Origin of the sequence: Algoriphagus sp. AGSA1, from assembly GCF_021390545.1 — a bacterium.
GTDB lineage: Bacteria > Bacteroidota > Bacteroidia > Cytophagales > Cyclobacteriaceae > Algoriphagus.
In genome coordinates, this window is sequence record NZ_JAJUWR010000009.1 from 166397 (window position 1) to 189319 (window position 22923).

A 22923-nucleotide genomic window follows, 5' to 3' on the forward strand; every position below is an offset into this window, starting at 1 on the left:
GCCCTTTTCTTATTTCGATTGTCTATTAAGATGTGAACAAAGATAAAGAGCAAATTGACCAAATTCTTACCAAATGGCTGACAAACGCTGCCAGCAACGAGGAACTTGAGCTCCTAAAAGCCTGGGCCTGTCAGAGTGAGGAGAATTTGGAACTCATGGAGACTTTCCAGAAAGTGTGGAGGGAGAAGAATCCCGAACCCATTTTGGTAAATGTGGATGAAAAGTCAAATGAGATCTGGGAAAAGGCAATGCTGTCAGGGTCAAGGAAGAAACTTAATTGGCAGCGGATACTGAAGTATGCCGCTGCAATAGTTATCCTGATCAGCTCAACCATTTGGCTTTATTATTCTTCCCAAAACTTTAGCAACGAACCAGAAACCGCAGTATCAGTTAGCCCTATTTATATTTTGAAGGAAAATATAGCTGGTCAAAAGACAAAAATATTTCTGCCTGACGGTTCTGTAGTGTATCTCAACAGCAATTCTAAACTCAAGTATTCAAGCAATTTTTCAGGAGATGAAAGGAGGGTTTATATGAAGGGGGAAGCATATTTTGAAGTAGCAAAGGACTCACTAAAACCTTTTGTAGTGGAAAGTGATCAGGTAGAGACTGTTGCTCTGGGCACCGCTTTTAACGTGAATTCATTTGATGCTAATGAAATACGGATTTCTCTGACAGAAGGTAGTGTGAGGATAAACCAAAAGCAAAATGAAGACAACGCAACAATCCTAAGCCCTGGGAAGGAGCTTGTGGTGAACACGGAAACTCAGACATTTTCAGAATTATCATTTAATCAGGAAGATGTAATTGGATGGAAGGAAGGAAAGCTGGTGTTTAGACAAGCTACACTGGATGAGGTCTCCAGCTCACTCGAAAGATGGTATGGTGTAGAAATCCAAATTCGGGGCAGAGTTCCTAAAAACTGGAAAGTGACTACGGTATATGAAAACGAAACACTGAAAAATGTATTAACAGATCTCCAATACTCTAAAAAATTCGCCTATGAAATAAATAATTCGAATGTGGTCATCACATTCTGAAAAAAAAACAGAACCAATGGGATGAGCCCCATTGATTCTGAACCGGCTTAACTACTTGTTTGGACGCAGATTAGCTAAGCCTAACAAAATACTTGTCAGTACTTTATAACCCAAAATTATGATAAATAAACCTATACTGCTAATTCTGAGAATGACAAAATATACCTTATATGTTTTTTTGTTTCAGATGCTAGTGTTGAATGTAGCACTTGCGCACACTACTAAAGCCCAAAAAATCGATGAAGTTTTTGTGAATGTTTCGTTCAGCGAAGAAAAACTGCTCAAGGTTTTACGTGCGGTGGAAAAGCAGACCGAATTTCGTTTCACGATTCAGGAGAATGAAGAATATTTAAGTAAAAAAATATCTGTTAGTGATCCCAAAATTTCTGTTGAGAATTTACTTAAAGTAATAGGAAGACAAACGGGGTTGAATTTTCAACAGGTCAACCGAAATATTTCCATGTGGCTTGCCTCAAGCCGAAGTGGAGCACAGCACGAAGAAATTAAACCGGTGCAGATTGACATTGCAGGAAAAGTAACGGATAGTTTCGGTGATCCTTTGCCTGGGGTGACGATCATTCTAGAAGGTTCTGCTTCTGGTACAGTCACAGATATTGATGGGGTATATACTATCTCTGCCGAACCGGGGGATGTATTGGTGTTTTCGTTTATTGGCTTCATTCAGCAAAAGATTACTGTAGCGAACCAAACCGAAATCAATGTAACAATGCGGGAGGATGAGCAGGCTCTGGAGGAAGTTGTGGTGGTGGGCTATGGAACCCAGAAGAAAAGCGATGTGACTGGTTCTGTAGTGAAAGCTAATATTGATGCCTTCAGGGAATCCCCTAACGTTAATATTGCCCAATCCTTACAAGGTACTGTCCCGGGATTAACTATAGGACAGGTGAACAGAGCAGGTCAGAACCCTTCAATTTCTATCAGGGGAAGAACCACACTTAATGGAAATCAGGATGTTTTGATCGTGGTAGATGGTATTATTTTCACAGGAGGTCTAAATGACCTCAACCCTACTGATATTGAGTCCATTGACGTTTTGAAAGATGCCAGTAGTATGGCAATCTATGGCGCACAGGCAGCGAATGGTGTTATTTTGATCACTACGAAAAGTGGCAAAACAGAACAAAAACCTATTTTTAATTACACTGGGACAGTTACTACTCAGACGCCCGCCAATAGGCCTGAATTATTAGATAGAGAGGGCTACCTGAACAAGGTAAGGGACCAGGACTGGGAGTTGTCTTTCTTGGCTCCTGATTATACACAGCCGAATCCGGATTACGATGTAGGGGCACGTTTTGAGCCTGTGATGCGTGACGGATACTTAGACGGAACTGAATTTGACTGGTGGGATGAGTCCACACAGACAGGTTATATTACCAACCATAACCTGAGCGTCACGGGAGCTACAGCTGAGACTTCTTACTTTATGTCCACCAGTTATACGAAGCAGGAGGGGTTTATCATGAATGACCAATATGAGCGGATCACAGCCCGGATTAATCTAGACCATCAGATTTTGGACTGGTTTAGATTCGGAGTCCAATCCTTTGGCTCATTTGCTGATAACTCAGGGGAAATCCCTTTGTTGGGCAATATTACCACTTTGCCTCCCACAGTGGTGCCTTGGGATGAAGAGGGGGAGATTATCATGAATCCTGATGGCGCTCAACGTACCAATCCATTTATAGCTCCTTTATCCAATGACTTTGACAAAAACAATAACTTATTTGCGAATGTATATGCGGATATCGCTATTCCCTTTGTTAATGGATTAAATTATCGGGTCAATTTTGGTAACAATGCTTCATGGAGAAGACATTATAGAAGTAATGAATATGGCAGTGGAGGTGCCGGGGAAGCGTTTAAAAGAAATTACAACTCCTATGATTGGACGCTGGACCATATCCTGACATACAGGAAGAGATTCAGTAATAATCATGGAATAGATGTAACCGCGGTCGTAGGCCGTCGGGAGTTGGCTCATGAAGGCACTGAGGCTAATGGATCCAACTATAACAATCTTAATCTCGGATATCATGATTTAAGCTTAGGCCAGCTCCAATTGATCCAATCCAACGCATGGCATGAAAGCTATTTATATCAAACGGCAAGGATTAATTATGACTTTGGTGGTAAATATTTGCTCACCGCTACTGTCAGGCGAGACGGGTTTTCCGGTTTTTCAGCAAACAATAAATATGGTGTCTTCCCATCTGTTGGTCTTGGATGGGTGATCAGTGAGGAATCCTTTATGGACTTGTCGTGGATGAATTATCTTAAGTTCAGGGGGTCTTACGGTACCAATGGCAATTTGACGAGCAGGTATTCTTCTTTGGCCCGGGTTAATTTGTATCCGGCCTATGTGTTTGGGAATGGCGGATCCACCGTATTCGGCCAATCAGTCAGCACGTTGTCAAATCCTGATTTGTCTTGGGAAACCACGACAGGTTATAACTTTGGTTTGGACTTTTCCCTATTTGACAATAGAATGACAGGGACATTGGATTATTATCAAAATACTACCAATGATCTGCTTTTCAGTATTAATATACCAGAAATTTCTGGGTTCAACAGCATTGCTACCAATGTGGGAGAAATTGCCAATAGGGGAATGGAACTTATTCTGAAGGGAGATGTGGTCAAAAGAAATCAGTTCAATTGGAATGCAAGTTTTAATATTTCCTTTAATAGAAATCGGATTGTCTCATTACTGGGTCTTGATGCGGATGGAGATGGGGTTGAAGATGATCTTGTGGCAAGTGGCTTGTTTATTGGAGAATCTATCAATACGATTTTTGATTATGAATCAGGCGGGATTATCCAACTGGGAGAAGAAGCTCCTCCGGGATTTTTTGTAGGAACTCATAGGATAGTTGACAACAACAATGACGGAATAGTTGATGCCAATGATAGAGTGGTTATTGGTAGGGAAGAGCCCGCCTTTAGTTTCGGGATTTTGAATGAACTCAAATATAAAAATTTCACCCTGAGGGTTTTTATCAATTCTATACAGGGCGGGAAGGACGGTTACATGGGATTAAACAACCCCGGCTTTGGCGTGGCTGACAATGCCAGAAGAAACAATTATTTCAAGGATTACGATTATTGGACTCCTTCCAATCCGGATGCCCGCTATAGAGCTCAGGATAAGGCTCCTGGAATTGAATACCGGTATTATGGAGACAGAAGTTTCGTCCGGATACAAGATGTCACCCTAGCCTACAGGCTAAATCAGAGTACTATAGAAAAATGGGGGTTACAGGGACTGAAAGTTTTTGCCAGTGGTAAAAACCTGGCCACATTCACTGATTGGGTAGGTTGGGATCCCGAGACAGGTAGTGGTCTTCAGATTAATGGAGTGCCTGTAATGAAGGGCGTTTCTTTTGGGGTTGATGTAAGATTTTAAAATAATGAAAGTTATGAAAACAAGTAAATATCACATATTAATAGGCCTGATGGCAATTAGCCTTTTAGGATGTCTTGACTCAGCCCTACTTGATGAAATCCCCTTGGATTTTCCGAGTCCGGAAAATTCCTATGTTACCGAGGCAGATTTTAACAGTGCTGTTATCGCACTTTATGACCAGTCAAGGCTGGCCTTATCGGATGGAGAACACCGTCCTTTGGATTATATCTATGGTACTGATCTAGGCTATAATGGAGCCAACCAGCTGAATGATAGGTTCGGGTCTTACCTGGCTACTTTGCTGCCAACATCTGGACAGGCAATTTTTCACTGGAGGCAATATTACAAAGTAATAGCTGGTGCCAACGTCATCCTCAACAGACTAGATGGTTCTGAGACAAGCGACACGCATAAAAGGTTGGTAGAGGCACAGGCCAAATTGTTTCGGGGGCTCGCCTATAGAAACTTGGCGCATTTGTATGGAGGGGTGCCTATAGAACTTGAAGAAGCGCAATCCCCCAAGACCGATTATGTGAGGGCAAGTAGGGAAGAGGTATATCTACAAGCTGCAAATGACCTTGAGTTTGCTTCAGCAAATTTACCCGGGATCACCGAAGTGAGGGATGGGGAGATAAGTGACCTCGCTGCCTATCACATATTAGCAGAGGTGTATGTCTCCTTAGGGCGATGGAATGAAGCCATAGAAGCAGCCAGTGTAGTTATAGATGACCCAAACACTTCTTTGATGACTGAAAGATTTGGCTCTATGGCAGATGAACCCGGAGATGTATATTGGGATCTTTCCAGAAGGTACAACCAAAACAGGGGAGCTGGAAACACGGAAGGAATTTGGGTATGGCAATATGAGGTGGATGTGCCCGGGGGCGTTACTTCTTCATCTGCATTGCGTGGCCCTATGTTGGAAAGAGACCATTCGCCGAGGCCATGGAGTTTTACGGTTAGGGATCCTTCCGGAGTAGCTCCCTTTCTTCCACAAGGTGTCTCGGATAATACAGGAGGAAGGGGGATAGGTAGGTTTAGGGGGACTAACCATTTTAATTATGGTATTTGGCAATTTGACTGGGATGACATGAGAAACTCCAAGTATAATTTTATACGAGATGTTACTTTTAACAATCCTGCTTCGGAATGGTATGGTCAAAAATTATCAGATTACAGATCGCAGTTTCGGGCTACCTTGGAAGACACAATCAGAAATTTTTACCCCTATCAGGCTAAAGTGACTACTCCGGGCCAGCATCCGACAGAGCTCTACGATGATCCTGTTTTGAAAACACTTATTTCTTCTACTGCTGGTACTACCTATAGTGACCAATATCATATCAGGTTGGCCGAAACTTATCTGCTAAGAGCCGAGGCATATCTGGGCAATGGGAATCCTACAGCTGCGTCGAATGATATTAATGTGGTCAGGGATCGAGCCAAGGCCCGGTTGGTAACTGCAGGAGAGGTTGATATCGACTTTATATTGGACGAAAGAATGCGGGAATTGGGAACGGAAGAAAAGCGCAGGCTGACATTGAACCGGTTGGGGCTGCTTTATGAGCGGACAAACAAATATTGTGAAGGCTACCCGGGTGTAGCCAATTTTGGGGTGGATGTTCAACCTTATCACAATTTATTTCCTATCCCATTTAGTGAAATAGAAAGGAATACCGGAGCAGTCTTGGTTCAGAACCCCGGCTATGCTGCCGACTAACAATAAGAAATGTACTACAAATGGAAGAGGATTGCCTGAAAGGTGGATAAAGCATCTTGGTGATTTGCTCTTAGTTTGTGTCTTAAATGAATTTGAAAAATGAAAAACCTTACGATTATTTCAGTTATACTTATTGTAACTTGGTTTTCCGGATGTTCGCGGGATAAGGTAAAGGAGAATCCACGCCCCAACATCCTCTTTGTCATCAGTGATGATCAATCATTTGCCCATACTAGTTTTGCAGGGAGTCAGTTTGTCAATACTCCAGCATTTGATCGCGTGGCAAGGGAGGGGGTTTATTTCAAAAACTGTATTGCAGGGTCTCCCGGTTGCGCACCCTCAAGGAGCTCGATAATTACAGGAAGGCATCATTGGCAAAACGAACAATCCGGTCAGCATGCGGCACCTTGGCTGAAGAAGTATGTGCCATTTGTGGACTTGCTGGGTTCCAATGGTTATGTGACTGGGCGGACAGGTAAAGGGGTCTCTCCATTTCAATATGCAAGGGATGCAAATGATTCTCTATGGAGGGAAACTGATGCTGCGGGAATAACCTATAGCAATATCAGTTATGAACCGGGAACAGTTGGTGATATCAGACCGTCAAGCAAAATCAGTAAACTTAATTATTTTGAGAATTTCAAGTTTTTTATGGAAAGTGTAAGAGGTGAAGAGCCTTTCTTTTTTTGGTATGGAGCCAACGAACCACATCGCGCATATGAAGAAGGTTCTTGGAAGAGAACAGATAAAAAGTTGTCGGATGTGGTTGTTCCTGGTTTTTTTCCTGATAATGAGATAGTCAGAGGAGACCTACTTGATTATGCTGTAGAGATAGAATGGTTTGACTATCATTTAAAGCAGATGCTTGAATATCTAGAAGAGATAGGTGAACTTGAAAATACCGTGGTAATAGTGACTTCCGATAATGGCATGCCTTTCCCACGGGCAAAGTCCAATAGTTATGAATATGGGATCCATGTTCCATTCGCTGTACGGTATCCGAAAAACTTTCCTGGAGGCCGTGTAATTAATGATGTTATCAGTTTTTCAGACCTTGCGCCGACCATTCTGGAGCTCACTGGCACAAGTCCTGAGGGAATGATGCCGATAACCGGAAAAAGTATTTTGAATGTTTTACAGTCCAAAAAGGATGTGGGGATGGATAATTCTAGAAAATATGCTTTTTCAGGAAGGGAGCGTCATTCCTCTTCCCGCTATCAAAACTGGGGGTACCCACAACGTTCTATCCGAAGTGAAGATTTTCTGTTGGTTTGGAATATGACCCCTGATCGCTGGCCAGCCGGTGCACCGCAGCGTATAAAACCCAATTCGGACGGTGAGCTATTGCCAATGCACGGGATTGATGAAGAAGGGGTCCACCATTCAGAATGGGCATATACCGATATTGATGGAAGTCCTACCAAATCTTATATTATTGAGAATTGGCAAGATGAAAAGGTTAATCCGTTTTTTGGATGGGCACATAATAAGCGTCCTGAATATGAATTGTATGACGTGAAGAATGATCCGGATAACTTAAACAACCTAATAGGAGAGAGTAGCTTCTTGGCTGTTGAACAAGAGATGAAGGAAGCACTTATTCAGGAGTTGGAAAACACCGGAGATCCGAGAGTAGTTGGCCCTGACAAAGAAGTGTTTGACTCGTACTTGCGGTATAGCCCTATGAGGGAGTTTCCAATGCCAAGTAAAATAGATCGGTCGCTTTGAATCACATGGTAGATGGGTAGCTCTCCTTTTACCCTATACTAAACAATGAGAAAATACAGGAATGTGGTAGCTCCTTTGGAATTAAACAAAATAAGCCTTACTGACTTGAAAAAATGTTAGTCAGTAAGGCTATTTTCCTAGAGTAAGATCCCTAATCGGAATTTGATAAAAAGTGCCAATCGCTACGTCAAATCCTGATTACAGGATGGATTTTACCAACCCTCCCTCTACCCGGATGGCTGCTCCATTCGTTGCGGAGGCCAGTGGACTTGAATAATACACTACCGTATCGGCTACTTCTTCCACTGTGGCGAAACGCTGGATCAGTGAGGTCGGTCTCATATCCTGGAAGAATTCCTTTTCGACCTTGTCTATGGATTTTCCGCTGGATCCAGAAAGATCTTCGATGAATTTTCCTACGCCCCGGGATTTTGTTGGACCAGGTAAAATAGAATTTACGGTCACATCAGATCCCTTGGTCAATTCCGCCAGTCCTCTGGCTACCGCAAGCTGGGCGGTTTTGGTCATTCCGTAATGAATCATTTCCTCAGGAATAAACACGCCGGATTCGCTGGAAATGAAGATGATCCTGCCCTGGTTTTTTGAAAGCATTTTAGGGAAATATTGTCTAGCAAGCCTGATTCCACTGAGTACATTGATCTCGAAGAACCTAAACCAATCCTCATCTGGGATAAGCTCAAAGGCTTTTGGCTCGAAAATCCCTGCATTGTTGATCAAAATATCCACTTCAGGAAGTTCTTTTAACAATTTGTCCACCTCTTCCACTATGGAGAAATCAGCAGGAATCCCGGAGACTTTGTCGCTTCCAGTTTCTCTTTTCAGTTCTTCGATGGCCTTATCAACACTTTCCTGAGATCTTCCGTTGATGATTACTGTGGCACCTTCCAATAAGAATCTCTTTGCGATAGCATACCCGATCCCGGCAGTAGAGCCACTGATAAATGCTTTTTTGTCTTCTAATTTTAAATCCATTGGTTGTGATGATTAAAAATGTTCCGATACAATGTGGCTAAGTTCCACATGCTAGAGTAAACTAAAGTGTGGATGATAAAATTCGGACGAGGGCGAAATTCCAGAGAATTATTTTCCTTGAATTTTAAGTTTATTTCGGTTTGTGGAGACACAAACCGAGGCGGAAGATTGGCGGTGCTCTCTGTGCAAAACCCTGTGTCCTCCCTGGTTTCCTATACCTTGTTCTTCACCAGCTGATCCATTACCCAGTTTGCCCTGGCTCCGCTGACACCGGAGCTATTGCAGGTTTCAGTACCAAGTAGATCGCCTACTATGGTTTTGATCAATGGCTCCTGGATATGTTTAGGAAGGTCACAGTTGAAGTTTTCAATTCCCTTTTCATCAGTAATGAGGGTGAATTCTCCTTTTCCGAAGGTCTCAAATTGAATTGTTCCTTTACTTCCAAAGATTGTGGTTTCGTCTATTTCCGCATTTGCAGAAGAGGAGAAGCACCAATTCCCGGTGCCCAGCACCCCGGTTTCGAACGCAAAACCACCGACGACAATATCCTCAGCTTCGTACGCCCCGGCCTGATTGGAAGCAAAACCATTTGCTTGGGTGATTTTTCCAAAGAAAAAGTCCATCAGATCCAATTGATGGGAGGCCAAGTCGAAAAAGTACCCCCCTCCGGCCAGTTCGGGATCTACCCGCCAATTCGTTTCCACTTTGGTAATCAAGGAGGCATCAAGTTTTTGTTTGAGATTGATATGTACGGTTCGGATATCACCTATGACACCTGAATCTATCAGTTCCTTGATCTTCAGGAAGTGTGGGAGTTCCCTGCGGTAATATGCCACATAAAGTGGCACCCCGGCTTGTTCGCATGATTCGATCATTTCCAAACATTCTACATGGGTCCGGGCCATAGGTTTTTCCACATACACAGGTTTTCCCGCCGAGGCGGCAAGTTTTGCCAGTTCCAGATGTGCATGAGGAGGCGTGGCGATGTAAATGGCATTGACTTTTGGATCACTGATTAGTTCAATCGCAGAAGTGTACCATTTGGACACTCCATGTCTTTCCGCATAGTCTTTGACTTTCGCTTCGGAGCGGCGCATGACAGCTTCGATTTTGCTGTTTGGGATCAGGTTCATGGCTGGAGCTGATTTGATTTCACAGACATTCCCCACACCTAAAATTCCCCACCTTACTTCTTTATCTTGGATTTTGCTCATAATGCTAAAATAGAGATTGCTCCTAAATCTAGACCTATTAGCTGGCATAAAATCAAGTTGAGACGGCTTGTTGGATAAGTTGAAGGAGCCTATATAGCTAATAATAGGATGTGTAGCGGCTTATGCTATCGTTTATGCCAGGATTTCCCTTTGTTTTTAGAGTAGAAATTACCCTTAGGGCCTTCACCTAGCAATTCCTTTCCGCCGTCGCTTAAGTCGGTGAACTCCCCAGGACTGGCGGGATTTCCCATGTAACGTTGATTCCAAGTTTCGCCCTCGTCGATAGAAAATTCAATTTTAAGCGAGTTGGTAGGGCAGATACGAATCAGTTCTTTACCCTTTTTAATCATTTGTGCCATTTATTAATTGTTTAATTCTTACCAATCTTATCATGTTTGTCCTTTGAGGAAAACATGTGAGTTGGCTATTTATGGATAAAATCCAATTTTGTGTTACTTTTTTATTAAATTTTTCTGAAAATTTACTCTCAACCGCTCTTAATCTCCACTGAAAGTAAACGAGGAGAAGGTGAATACCTATTATATTAAAATGTCGAAACCCGTTCAAAAATCAAATTGAACGGGTTTCGAATGATTTTTTCCTAAGGGTCAGTTACATTTCCCATCCATCCCTGTACGTCCTTCCTACAAATTGGTTGGCTTCCTCAAAATTCGTGATAAGAAGTTTGTCCCCATCCCAAAGCAATTTCTTCCTGCCATAAAACTCAGGCTGGCCTTTGCTGTTTTCCCTGCGGAGCATGTAACTACGTATGGCAAGGTTACCCATCAGCACGGTTTCGGTCATTGGGCCGGCATAGTCAAAGGAAGAAGTGAGCCCTTTATGTTCCGCACTTCCAAAACCTGCTTTACATGCATCAACCCATTTTCTCTGGTGGCCGTATTCCGGTTCTATGTTTTCTTCTGTTTGTGGGCCAAATTCCTGTGTGCCGTCATTCAGGTACAGCTTAGGCATAAGCGGGGATGAGTCGTTGATATTGGTAGCTATGATACCCTTGTCACCGATGATCAACACCCCATTGGCTCCGCCGCCGATTTCATGGTCTGCAGGGATAATGTCCGGGTGTGCGGGCTTGATTCCCCCGTCCATCCAGGTCATTTTGATAGGAGACTTGCTTTTGGCTGTTTCAGCAAAGTTGAGGGTGATGAAAGAGGAAGCAGGGCAACCATCGGGGTGGTAATCAGGAGTCCACATGCCACTGTAAACGGAGCCTACGCTACATTCAGCATCTTTAGGATAGTGTAGCCCTAAAGTCCTGAAAGGAATATCTATCAAATGACATCCCACATCCCCAAGGGCACCAGTTCCATAATTCCACCAGCCTCTCCAGCTGAAAGGGTGTAGCTCCGGTGTATAAGGGATCTCAGGAGCAGGGCCTAGCCATAGGTCCCAGTTCAAAGCATCTGGCTTTGCGCTGGGTTGAGGAGGGGGAAATGGGCCACCTTGAGGCCAAACCGGTCTGTTGGTCCAAACTTCTACTTTGGAGATTTTACCGATTTTATCCTCATCTATCCATTTCTGCACCAGTTTGAGGAGCTCATTCGAGCCACCTTGGTTTCCCATCTGGGTCACCACCTTTTGGCTTCGGGCCATCTCAGTCAGCATTCTTGCCTCTTTGATGTTATGAGTCATAGGCTTCTGTACATACACGTGCTTTCCTCGTTCCATGGCGTACTTTGCCGCCGGTCCATGTACGTGGTCTGGCGTGGAAATAGTGACAGCATCTATGTCTTTTTCCTTGTCCAGCATTTCGCGGAAGTCCGCATATCTTTTGGCATCCGGAAACCGCTCTACAGAAGCTTTGGCAGAACCGGAAAAATCAACATCACATAGAGCCGCTACCCGTTCTCGTCCGTTCACAGAGGCATTCCTAATATCACTGGCACCTTTTCCCCCGGCTCCTATTGCTGCCAGATTTAGCTGATCGCTGGGAGCTATAAATCCCACTCCTCCCAGTACATTTCTGGGTACTATCATGAATGATGAGGCAATTGCTGCGTTTTTGATAAAATCTCTTCGGGTCTGTCCCTCAGAAATTTTCTTGCGGTTCTGCATGAGGTTATTAGTTTAAGGTCAATAAGTATTCTAAAAATAGGGATTTATTCTTTTGTAATTAGCCCCTTTGTCTGTAAACCTTGGATATAAGGGGATCAGCGGTAAACTCTGTAAATTCTTTAAATCTCTTTTCTTGAAAAGAAATGATTCAGCTTCCATGCTTTTTTGAAAAAAACAATCTGATAATTGAATAAACGGCTCCACGACGCCGCGCAATCGATGGTATAGTTGTTAAAACTCAATTTTTTGGTTTAAGTTTTATTTTATACTTTTTAGGTATCTCCATAGAAAATATCAAGAAATAGTAAAAAATCAGGATAAAGCAGGTAGCCATTGCAAAAAAAACCTGGTTTCTTTGAATATATATAAACGGAATAGCTTTGAAAAATACCAATTCAATCAGCCTAAAATGAAAATAGGAGTTTTAAAAGAGACTAAGCAAGGAGAACAAAGAGTTGCTCTCAGCCCTGATGTAGTCAAGCAATTGATCAAAAAGGAGTTTACTGTCACTGTGGAGAAAGATGCGGGGATAGGTTCCAATTTTTCGGATGAGGAATATAAATCATCAGGAGCTGAAATCGGAAATGCGCAAGAGGTGTTTTCTGCTGATGTTCTATTGAAGGTTAATCTTTTTACCAAAGAAGAGATAGCCCAGATGAAGGAAGGCTGTGTATGTATATCTATTATGTATGCGTACAATCATCCAGAAATCCTCGATGAACTGAACAAAAAATCTATAACTTCCTTTTCCATGGATGCGGTGCCGAGGATTTCCAGAGCCCAGAAAATGGACTGCTTGAGCTCCCAGGCCAATCTTGCCGGATATAAATCGGTGATTTTGGGTGCAAATTACCTTGAGAAAATCTTTCCACTGATGATGACTGCGTCAGGGACCATCACGCCTGCGAAAGTTTTGATTTTTGGCGCCGGGGTGGCCGGCCTGCAGGCCATCGCCACAGCCAAAAGGCTAGGGGCTGTAGTGGAGGTAAGCGATGTGCGTCCCGAAACAAAAGAGCAGGTGGAATCTTTGGGGGGAAGATTTTTGAGCGTGGAAGGTGCGGAAGACGTGAAGGTAGAGGGAGGATATGCTTCAGAGGTCTCAGAAGAGTTTTTGCAAAAGCAGAAAGAGCTTATTCAAAGTAAGATCAAAGACTCAGATCTGGTAATTACCACCGCATTGGTGATGGGGAAAAAATCTCCTATTCTGGTGACCGAGGAGATGGTGAAGAGTATGAAAAAAGGCTCGGTGATCGTGGATATGGCCGTGGAGTCTGGCGGAAACTGTGAAATTTCTGAAAAGGATAAAATCCTTAAAAAACACGGCGTGACTATCATCGGGGAGTCCAACCTTCCCTCACTACTGTCCACCAATGCCAGCCAGCTGTATGCGACCAACATCGCTACGTTGCTATTACACCTGGCCTCGAAAGACGGGTTGGCCCTGGATAGGGAAGAGGAGATCACCAAAGGTGTCCTGATCACCTATCAGGGGCAAGTGGTTCATGAATTCACCAATAAAATTTTAAATAAGTAACCTTATCTAACTATGAGCTCAGAAGCACTGATTATTCTGATTTATATACTTGTCCTGGCAAGTTTCCTGGGGTTTGAGCTGATTGCCAAAGTTCCCCCGACCTTACATACGCCTCTGATGTCCGGCTCCAACGCAATCTCCGGGATTACCATAGTAGGAGCATTGCTGGCCTGCAGCGAAATGGGTTATACCACCCTGAGTAAATGGCTGGGGATGGCGGCCTTAGTCCTGGCCACCATCAATGTAGTCGGCGGCTACACTGTCACAGATCGTATGCTTAAAATGTTCAAGAAAAAATGAGTTTAGCAATAGAATTAGCCTATTTGGTCGCCTCCATATTGTTTGTGCTGGGAATCAAAATGTTGAATAAAACCCAATCAGCCAGAAAGGGCAACCGCATTTCGGCATTGGGGATGTTTATAGCCATATTGGCCACCTTGGTTCAGATTGATGCCGTTTCCTTGGTAGAGATATTTGCCTGTGTTGTTTTGGGATCAGCTGTAGGTCTTTATTATGCCAATAAGGTGGAGATGACCAAAATGCCTGAAATGGTTGCCATTTTCAACGGATTTGGTGGGTTGGCCTCTTTCTCAGTGGCCTTGTCGGATTATTTCCTGCGTACGGAAGTGAATATGGAATCCATAGAACTGGTGACGGTGATCAGTATTATCGTATCCGTATTTATAGGTGGTCTCACATTTACAGGATCCTTGATAGCCTATCTGAAACTCAATGGGAATATATCCGGCTCACCTATTACTTTCAAGGGACAGCATCCGATCAACCTTATTCTGTTTTTAGGTTTTCTGGCAGCGGCGGTGTTTACTGTACTCGATCAGACAAACCCTATGCTGGTCGTGATCCTTATCGTAATAGCATTGCTTTTAGGAGTGTTGACAGTGATCCCTATCGGAGGTGCGGATATGCCCGTGGTGATCTCCCTGCTGAATTCCTACTCTGGTATGGCAGCCTGCGCCACTGGTTTTATCCTGAACAATAACGTACTGATTGTGGCAGGTTCACTGGTGGGAGCCTCAGGGATCATTCTTACCCAGATCATGTGTAAAGCTATGAACCGTTCCCTGATCAATGTGTTGTTGGGCGGATTTGGACAGACCGTAGCCGAAGGAGGAGCAGACGGACCATCTATTACGGTGAAAGAAATAGGGGTGGAGGAGACCGCCATGCTTTTTGACGGGGTGTCATCCGTGATTGTGGTTCCGGGATATGGAATGGCAGTGGCGCAGGCCCAGCATGTGATCCGGGAGCTCATGGAGCAGTGCGAAAAGCGGAAAATCGACTTCAAGTTTGCCATCCATCCCGTAGCAGGAAGGATGCCGGGGCACATGAATGTGCTGCTTGCTGAAGCCAATATCTCTTATGATAAACTGATAGAAATGGAGTCTATCAATGATGAATTCGCAAATACAGACCTGGTGCTGATCGTAGGGGCAAATGACGTGGTGAATCCTGCCGCCAGAAATAATCCGCAAAGCCCCATTTATGGTATGCCGATCCTAAATGCGGATAAAGCCAGGACGGTAATTGTCTCCAAACGAAGTATGGGAAAAGGATATGCCGGGGTGGAAAATGAATTGTTTGGCTATCCTAATTGTCTGATGCTTTTCGGTGATGCCAAACAGACGATTACCAAAGTGGTAACTGAAATGAAGGAGATGTAAATCTGTAAAAGTATAGTCATCTAGCAAACCAGCGGTCTGAAATCCAGACCGCTGGTTTTTTTTGCCCCACCGGATCCCGCCCCGTGCTCTCTACTAGGTAGGGCTTACTGAAAAAGTCTCAGGTATGCCAGGCCTGCCTGCCCTCCGGGAGGGGGCCTACCGGACAGGCAGGTTCAAGGCTGCTGAATGAAGATGTATGCTTATACTTCGAATGAGGCCAACATAGAAGATGGTGTGCCTGAGACTAGCTAGAAAATCCCGATTTTGGGATTTTCTGGTGCATGAACAAGGACTTATAGTTGTTAAAAAGCTTGCGCTTGCTGAAAAACCGCTTGTATGAAAAATGGACTAAGCATTCAAAATGATAGGTTTTGGTCTAATATGGGCGTTTTTCAGCAGGTCCTAACCTGAGTTCGATTAATAAAGAGTAGAATCATTGGGGTGATATAATGGATAGAACCAGTGTACTTGAATATGTGAATATCTGTAAAAAAACATTTTATTGTGTCACAGGCGATGAAAACCCGAAGGGTTGCAACTATTCATAACCCTCGGCAAAGCCGGGGGACTAGCAGAGAACAACAAACTTCACAGCCCCGGGAGGGGCAAAACTAGGCTCGATTTCACAGTGTCTTGTGGAGCAAAAGATCATTGCTCCAAGGTCAAAGCCACGTATTTTATTTTTTCTCTATTGTAGGTATAGGTCATGTGTACCGAACCATCTTGAGCCTGGATAATAGCCGGGTAGCTGAATTCTCCTTCAGGTTGATCTTCTAAAATATAAATTTCGTCCCAGTTTTCTCCATCAGTGGACATGAATAGTGAGAGCTTATTTCTTCCGTTTTTTATGGGGTTACAAAGCAATAGTTGCATTCCGTTTTTGAGAGTCACGGCATCTATTCCAGAATTATTATGGATCAAACCTGTGGATTCTACCTTAGTCCAGCTTTTTCCTCCATCAGAAGACCAAGTGCTGCCGATTACACCTTCCTGGGTTCGGGCAAGCATCTGTAGCTTACCGTCTGCGTAGGTCAAAATGGTAGGTTGGATAGCATGGAATTCACCGTTGTCGATTTCTGTTTTGTTCCAGTTTTGGATGTCCGCAGTAGTAGTTTCTACATGCATACTCCATATTCCGTTGGTTTCGAAGCTACTAGGGTGAAGTAGGGTGCCGTCCGCCAACAGTACCGCCTTGTTTTTGACAGGGCCTAGCATTCCGGGAGGAATCTGTACAGCTTCAGACCAGTTCATGCCCCCATCATCAGAGGTTTTGTACAGTCCCCACCATTCTCTTGGATTAGGGCCTTCTTTGTAGAAAAGTACGAGTTGTCCCTCAGGATTTCGGTAGAGCACGGGGTTCCAGGTAGGATTACGGAAGTCCTTGTTTTCCACTCCGTCAGCTACCATTTCCGGGACAGACCAATCGCCTTCCTCCAAAAGGGAGGTGTATATACTTACATCTGGATGTCGTTCATAGGTTCCCCCAAACCAAGAAGCAAGAATCCCACGGTCTGTTTCCACTAGTGTGGAGGCATGGCAGGAGGGAAATGGAGCTTCTTCGTAAATGAAACCGGATGTGAGGATTTTCACCTTTGGTTTCTCGTTTTTTGGTACAAAGCTGAATAAAGTCAGGAATAGCAATAGGGAATTCATAAGGATAAGCATCTGGTTTTGGTTTGAAAATATAAAGTAATGAATTGGAAAAAACACAGTATCCCGTGCTCTCCTGAATAGATTCCACTGGAGTTCTGCAAAATCTATAAAATGTTCCCAGTCCTCCTATGTTAGTTCGTGTTTGCCTTCTCGGATGTGATACCCTGCAAGATGCTGGATAATCGGAGGATCTAATTCCTCATTGTTGAAATCAATTATAGTTTATCAAATTTGGTGCAGTCACAAAAATGTCGGATTTTCTGAACCTCAGATTTTTGCGAAAGCTAAAAGCAAACTTAGACTGTCCATCATCATCCGTTGGGATGAATGTGCCTTTGATCTCCATGGTGCCAAAGACCAGGTTTTCATTTCTGATTCTCATGCCGAGACTAATGCCGGTGAAATTTTGGTATTTGTCTCCACAGGTCGAGCATTTCAACTTGGCCCAGTAAAAGGAGGAAAAAGGGGCAATTCGGAAACCTATTAGCGACCATGGGGTAAATAAGCTGGATTCGAACCCTAAGGAAATCCTCTGGGTTGCATCTACTTCTTCTACTCGTAGTCCTGGAATCGTATTTCCCCGGATGGTGAGCCAGTCATTGGTGAGCCTGTTGAAAAGCTGGGTGTACAATAAGGTGCCTGAATTCCTGATTTTATACCTGCCCAGGGAGAATGCCTGGGAATAAAAAGTGCCTCCGGTCTGAATCACGACATCTTCTAGGCCATTACGGAGATATCCGGCGGCATTTATGAGGACTTCATAAAAACTGCCGCCTGTAAATGCGGCCTTATAATTTAAGTTGATGTCTCCATAGGGACGTTCGTATCCGGAGGTTTTGGTCATCCCCGCAGTAGCAGAAAGATTATAGCCTGATGGTATATCCTCAGTCCTGCCGAATCCATAGACATATTGAGTCTTAAAGAAGTCCTGCTCATACATGGTGAATTCAGCCAAAATTCCCTGACTGTTGTAATAGCGGCTTTTGTCTAGGGCGTTTTCCTGTTCTGGCTGATCAATAAAGTATCCATCAAATACCCGTAGGGCTAGAAACTTGCGGCTACGATCCTGGACCGCCTTATCTGCCCCGAAATTATACCCGCCCCATAGGTTCAATACATTGTACTTGTAGTCCATAAAGAGAGAGTCAGGACGGGAATTTACGTTTTTGGACCAGTTATGGCTCCATCCGGCACCTCCGGCAAGTCTTGAATAAGGTGAGACCAGCGGTCTTTCCAAGCTGAATCCTGTAGCAAATTCCTCCTCCTCTCCCATACTGAGGCCTGAATTGATCTGGGTATAATAAATCAACAAATCAGCAAAACTACCCAAAATACTGCTTTTGGAATAGGCTACCGCAATGCCGGTTTTGGGACTTCTGTCCACATCAAAAAGTAAATCGAATTCGAAGCCCTGGGCACGTCCATCTACATTGGCGTCGTAAACCTTGAGAAGTGGGGCAGCAGGAAAGCTTCCTCCAAGGGATCCTCCTATACTGAAAATATCACGCGTCACTACAGTAAGGTCCACCGAATCTGTATCCAATACCGGGGTGACAATGATCCTGCTTTCCAGGATGAAATTCTGATCCCTCAGGTATCGCTCATTATCTCCTAATTTATATGGGTTTAACCGTTGATTTGGCTTGACAAAAAGGTGCTGCTGAATTGTCTTTTCCCGGGTGTTGGTATGAAGCTTATTGGCGAGATGCCCGATTTTCTGCACAATGGGCTTTTCTTCACCATATATTGAAAATTCAAACCCTACCGTCTCCACATGGATACTCCTGATTATCCTGCCTTCAAAAGGAAGAAACTTCTCTTCTGCTTTTTCTGCCAATACCGTATCTCTATTGGATCGGGTAATGAAATCCTTTCCTTTTTCCAGGGCCTGCTGAGCGATCGTTGTCGTGGAGGTATCATTCCCAGTCTGGGCAATGAGCTCCTCGCTTATACAGCTATGTACAAGTAGAACTAAAATCAATTTGATTGACCGTATAGCCACGTATTGAATAAAATCTTGAAAAGTATTAGACACCGTTTTTACAGACGGCATGAGTTATTTGCTTCATCGCATTTTCTTTGCCACAATTGCAAATCCAGCAGGGGTTTGACTAAAAATATCTTTGAATCTTTTCGCGGATTGATCATCCAGATGTTCTTATTCTTACTTGGAGGGTATGACAGTGTTGCACGGTGAAAAGGTGAAAAATTCAAGGTTTTGACTCTGGTATTGTTAAGATGGTGTTGTTTATATATTAAGGTTATATAATTTTAAAGTTGTTTGATGTTATTGATAAGTTTACTCTTCTGTAAGAGTTTGGTTATAGTAAGTGGTATGGATGTGTTAATCAAGGGTTAAATGGGGGCAAGAGCTTGTTGAAATTTAGTGTTATTGTTTTTCTCCAAATCGATTGGAGTAGCTGCGTGATATGTAAACACCATAGTTTATGCAGCGGATTGATGGATTTGTGTGAATGAAATTTCAATGTTTTTTCTAGATAAGGAATTATTTTAAGGATTTGAAAATTAAGGTTTAGTGAGTTTTTTCTTCAGGAGTGAGAGATTGCGGATGTTTAGTTTTTAGGTTGGGAAAGCCTTAGAAAATCAAATTTTGTATTCATAATAGAATCCTAAAAATTCCTTAACAGCATTGCCTTTTATATAATTTACTTTTGCGCTGAGATTGAATAAAATATTCTTCTGAAACTTGTTGATTGTCAATTATAATTTTATATTTCTTATCTACCCAACGCTTAAATTTTATGAATTTAAAATTACCGTTATCAAAAATCATCCGTGCTTCAACATGTATGGTTATTTGGGCAGGAGTAAGTTCCGGCCCATCGCACCTGATTGCAAAAGGTGTTGAAAATGATTCTGCGCTTATAGGGGGCGGGGCTATGCCCTATTTAGTACCTAAGTTACAGTCTGTCTCAGGTACTGTCACAGATGAAACCGGCTCGCCGCTTCCTGGTGCTACGGTACGGATTAAAGGATCCCTAAACGGTACCGTCACGGATCTTGATGGGAAATTTTCCATAGAAGTAGGTGAGGATGCCATCCTTCAGATATCGTATGTAGGATATGTTCTACAAGAAATCTCAGTGAATGGACAAACTGTTATTAACGTACAATTGCAGCCTGACGCTACCCAGTTGGATGAGTTGGTAGTGGTAGGGTACGGTACCCAAAAGAGATCGGATGTCACAGGAGCGATCGGTTCGGTGAAAAGTGAGGACTTCAACAGAGGGGTGGTTTCAAATCCTGTGGATCTATTGCAAGGGAAGATTGCCGGTGTGAACATTACCTCTACGAGTGGTGAGCCGGGAGCAACTCAGAACGTGATAATCAGAGGTGTGGGCAGTCTTAGATCCGGTACTCAGCCCCTGTATGTACTCGATGGATTCTTGCTGGATAATTCCGATACAGGCATTGCCTCCAATCCGCTCAACTTCCTCAATCCAAACGATATAGAAAGTATCGATGTGCTGAAGGATGCCAGTGCCACGGCATTGTATGGGTCCAGAGCATCTAACGGCGTAGTCGTAATCACTACCAGAAAAGGAAAAAAAGGCACTACCCAGATGAATTTCTCAGCTTCCTCAGCTTGGTCATCTATAGCCAAGAAAATTGATGTTTTCGGGGTTGATGAATTCCGTAACCAAGTAGTAGCCGCAGGCGGAGCATTGGAGGATTTCGGGGGGAATACAGATTGGCAGGATGAATTGACACAGACCGGTTTTTCCCAGGATTATAATTTTTCTATGAGTGGGGCCAACACGGAGAAATTTTCCTATTTCACCTCCGTGGGCTATCAGGATCAAGAGGGTATTTTGAAAAACAGTGAACTGAAGCGTTATTCCGGAAAACTGAATATGAACCAGAAGGCATTCAATGGTCGATTGATTGTGGACTATAACCTGACGGCTTCTCATACCCAGAATTTGCGACCAAGCATCACCTCTACGATCAGTGACATGCTCAGTCTAAACCCTACTGTACCGGCCTATACTAATGGGGAGCCTACTTTATTGAATACCAATGCGCTCAATCCACTGAAGAGATATGAATTATACAGTGACCATGCTGCCAATAATCGGATTATAGGTACTATTTCTCCATCATTTGAGATACTGGATGGTCTTACTTACAAGCTAAACCTTGGAGTGGATTATTCCGGTACCAACAGGTATCAACAATACAAACCTTACACGGGCGTGATCAATGAGTCGAATATTTCAGATGGTTCATTGGATCAGACCATCAGTGCCAATACCAACCAGCTGGTGGAGAATACCCTGACCTATAACTGGAATACTAATATCCACAACCTTACTTTACTTGCCGGGCATTCTTACCAGACATTTCTGGACGAATACAGGACCACATCTGCGAGAGGCTTTGCTGATAATAATATAGAACCTAGATACCAGGATCATAACAGTACCAGTGAATATCCTACTACGGTAAATTCATCTGCGATCCGCAATGAATTGCAATCCTTCTTCGGCAGATTCAACTATGTCTATGCGGAGAAGTACTTATTTACTGCCACCATCCGTGCTGATGGATCTTCTAAATTCGGCGAGAACAACAAATATGGGTACTTCCCATCTGTAGCTCTTGGGTGGAATATCAGTAAGGAGGACTTTATGGCAAATTCCTTTTTCAATAATCTGAAACTGCGTGGAAGCTGGGGACAAACAGGAAACCAGGAAATTCCTTCAAAAATCACCAAGGCAAGTTATGCTGAAGACAGACTCTCTCAAGGAGGGGGGAGCTATAACACATATCCTATTGATACCGACGCTAGTTCCCTGGATGGATATCCTTATGGGATAGTGTTCACACGTCTGGCCAATCCTAATCTTCAGTGGGAAGTATCTACCCAGATAGATTTGGGGATTGATTTTGCATTCTTTGATTACCGATTGACAGGTACCTTGGATTACTTTAATAAAGTCTCTTCCAATATCCTACTGGAAGTGGTTCCGGCAGATCCTGTACAGCCTACATCCACGTATTGGAACAATATTCCGGATATGGAGATCCATAACAGTGGGGTCGAATTGGCTTTGGATTACTCTAGCAATGATCAAGGTTCTTTTTCATACAACATCGGAGGCAATGTCACCTTTATTCAAAATGAAGTGAAAGACTCTCCTTATTCGGTGTTGACCACTGGAGCAGCACAAGGTGCAGGCCAGACTGGAGCCACTATCAACGGCTATATCAATAATCAGCCGATTGGCGCTTTCTATATGCTTCAGTTTGACGGGATTACTGAAGATGGTGTGAATAGATTTAGGGATATCAATGGAGACGGAGCAGTCTTGGACAATGACCGTAGTGTGGTAGGAAGTGCCATTCCTAAATTTATCTATGGTTTTCATACCAATTTCAGGTACAAAGGCTTCGATTTAGGGTTGAACTTCAATGGTGCCGCGGGTAATAAGATTTATAATCACACGGCCATGTCTTTATTTACCAAAGCACAGCTGTCCAGGTCAAATAACACCACTGACTTTGCTGTTCAGTACCCTGAGGAATCATTCAATAATTCCAATACCGTTTCTACACGATTCCTGGAAAGCGGCTCCTTTTTCAGGTTGAATAATGCCACACTGGGATATAACCTGAATACAGAGGCAATGGGATTGTCTGATGCTTTCCAAAATATCCGACTTTCTGTTACTGGACAAAACCTCTTTGTGATCACGGATTATTCCGGATTTGACCCTGAGGTGAATACAGGTTCTACCGCAGCTGGGATCCAGACATTTGGTATCGATAGGTTCACCTATCCTAGGGCCAGAACATTCTCAATCAATCTGAATTTGACCTTCTAAGAAGTTGATA

14 protein-coding genes are annotated in these 22923 nt (G+C 43.4%); 8 read left to right on the plus strand and 6 right to left on the minus strand.

Translation table 11 applies throughout. From position 1 onward, the window contains the following. The first annotated feature begins 32 nt into the window (after positions 1-32). From LZF95_RS09050 to LZF95_RS09065, 4 genes are all read left to right on the plus strand, one after another. The gene (locus tag LZF95_RS09050) at positions 33-1040 is read left to right on the plus strand and encodes a FecR family protein (protein WP_233754660.1); all 1008 of its coding nucleotides are present in this window, start codon (positions 33-35) and stop codon (positions 1038-1040) included. 118 nt (positions 1041-1158) lie between these two features. Then, complete coding sequence (locus LZF95_RS09055; protein ID WP_233754661.1) at positions 1159-4467, plus strand: TonB-dependent receptor; 3309 nt, start codon at positions 1159-1161, stop codon at positions 4465-4467. 13 nt (positions 4468-4480) lie between these two features. Then, positions 4481-6187, plus strand: coding sequence for a RagB/SusD family nutrient uptake outer membrane protein (locus LZF95_RS09060; RefSeq protein ID WP_233754662.1), 1707 nt, complete (start codon positions 4481-4483; stop codon positions 6185-6187). A 99-nt stretch (positions 6188-6286) separates the two neighbouring features. Then, a complete protein-coding gene (locus LZF95_RS09065; protein ID WP_233754663.1) occupies positions 6287-7915 on the plus strand; it encodes a sulfatase in 1629 nt (542 codons plus the stop codon). 198 nt (positions 7916-8113) lie between these two features. On the opposite strand, the gene LZF95_RS09070 is transcribed toward LZF95_RS09065, so the two are convergent. From LZF95_RS09070 to LZF95_RS09085, 4 genes are all read right to left on the minus strand, one after another. Continuing rightward, complete coding sequence (locus tag LZF95_RS09070; RefSeq protein ID WP_233754664.1) at positions 8114-8908, minus strand: SDR family NAD(P)-dependent oxidoreductase; 795 nt, start codon at positions 8906-8908, stop codon at positions 8114-8116. A gap of 212 nt (positions 8909-9120) precedes the next feature. Next, positions 9121-10122 carry a Gfo/Idh/MocA family protein gene (locus LZF95_RS09075; protein ID WP_233754665.1) on the minus strand — a complete coding sequence of 334 codons (1002 nt, stop codon included), beginning with the start codon at positions 10120-10122 and terminating at the stop codon, positions 9121-9123. Between the two features lie 125 nt (positions 10123-10247). Beyond that, positions 10248-10481: a hypothetical protein gene (locus LZF95_RS09080; RefSeq protein ID WP_233754666.1), complete on the minus strand. Its 234-nt coding sequence runs from the start codon at positions 10479-10481 to the stop codon at positions 10248-10250. Positions 10482-10734: 253 nt separating this feature from the next. Beyond that, the gene (locus LZF95_RS09085; RefSeq protein ID WP_233754667.1) at positions 10735-12195 is read right to left on the minus strand and encodes a Gfo/Idh/MocA family protein; all 1461 of its coding nucleotides are present in this window, start codon (positions 12193-12195) and stop codon (positions 10735-10737) included. 355 nt (positions 12196-12550) lie between these two features. On the opposite strand from LZF95_RS09085, the gene LZF95_RS09090 reads away from it, so the two are divergent. The 3 genes from LZF95_RS09090 to LZF95_RS09100 are packed head-to-tail and all read left to right on the plus strand — an operon-like array spanning position 12551 to position 15411. Then, the gene (locus tag LZF95_RS09090) at positions 12551-13729 is read left to right on the plus strand and encodes a Re/Si-specific NAD(P)(+) transhydrogenase subunit alpha (RefSeq protein ID WP_233754668.1); all 1179 of its coding nucleotides are present in this window, start codon (positions 12551-12553) and stop codon (positions 13727-13729) included. 12 nt (positions 13730-13741) lie between these two features. After that, a complete protein-coding gene (locus LZF95_RS09095; protein ID WP_233754669.1) occupies positions 13742-14029 on the plus strand; it encodes an NAD(P) transhydrogenase subunit alpha in 288 nt (95 codons plus the stop codon). Continuing rightward, the gene (locus LZF95_RS09100; RefSeq protein WP_233754670.1) at positions 14026-15411 is read left to right on the plus strand and encodes an NAD(P)(+) transhydrogenase (Re/Si-specific) subunit beta; all 1386 of its coding nucleotides are present in this window, start codon (positions 14026-14028) and stop codon (positions 15409-15411) included. Before LZF95_RS09095 ends, LZF95_RS09100 begins: the two co-directional genes overlap by 4 nt. Positions 15412-16059: 648 nt before the next feature. Here the strand turns inward: LZF95_RS09100 and LZF95_RS09105 are convergent. Both LZF95_RS09105 and LZF95_RS09110 read right to left on the minus strand, forming a co-directional pair. Further along, positions 16060-17064 (minus strand): exo-alpha-sialidase, encoded by a 1005-nt coding sequence (locus tag LZF95_RS09105; RefSeq protein ID WP_233754671.1) that lies wholly within the window; start codon positions 17062-17064, stop codon positions 16060-16062. A 211-nt stretch (positions 17065-17275) separates the two neighbouring features. Further along, complete coding sequence (locus LZF95_RS09110; protein ID WP_233754672.1) at positions 17276-19117, minus strand: hypothetical protein; 1842 nt, start codon at positions 19115-19117, stop codon at positions 17276-17278. 709 nt (positions 19118-19826) lie between these two features. Here LZF95_RS09110 and LZF95_RS09115 point away from each other — a divergent pair. After that, a complete protein-coding gene (locus LZF95_RS09115) occupies positions 19827-22913 on the plus strand; it encodes a TonB-dependent receptor (protein ID WP_233754673.1) in 3087 nt (1028 codons plus the stop codon). Positions 22914-22923 lie beyond the last annotated feature (10 nt).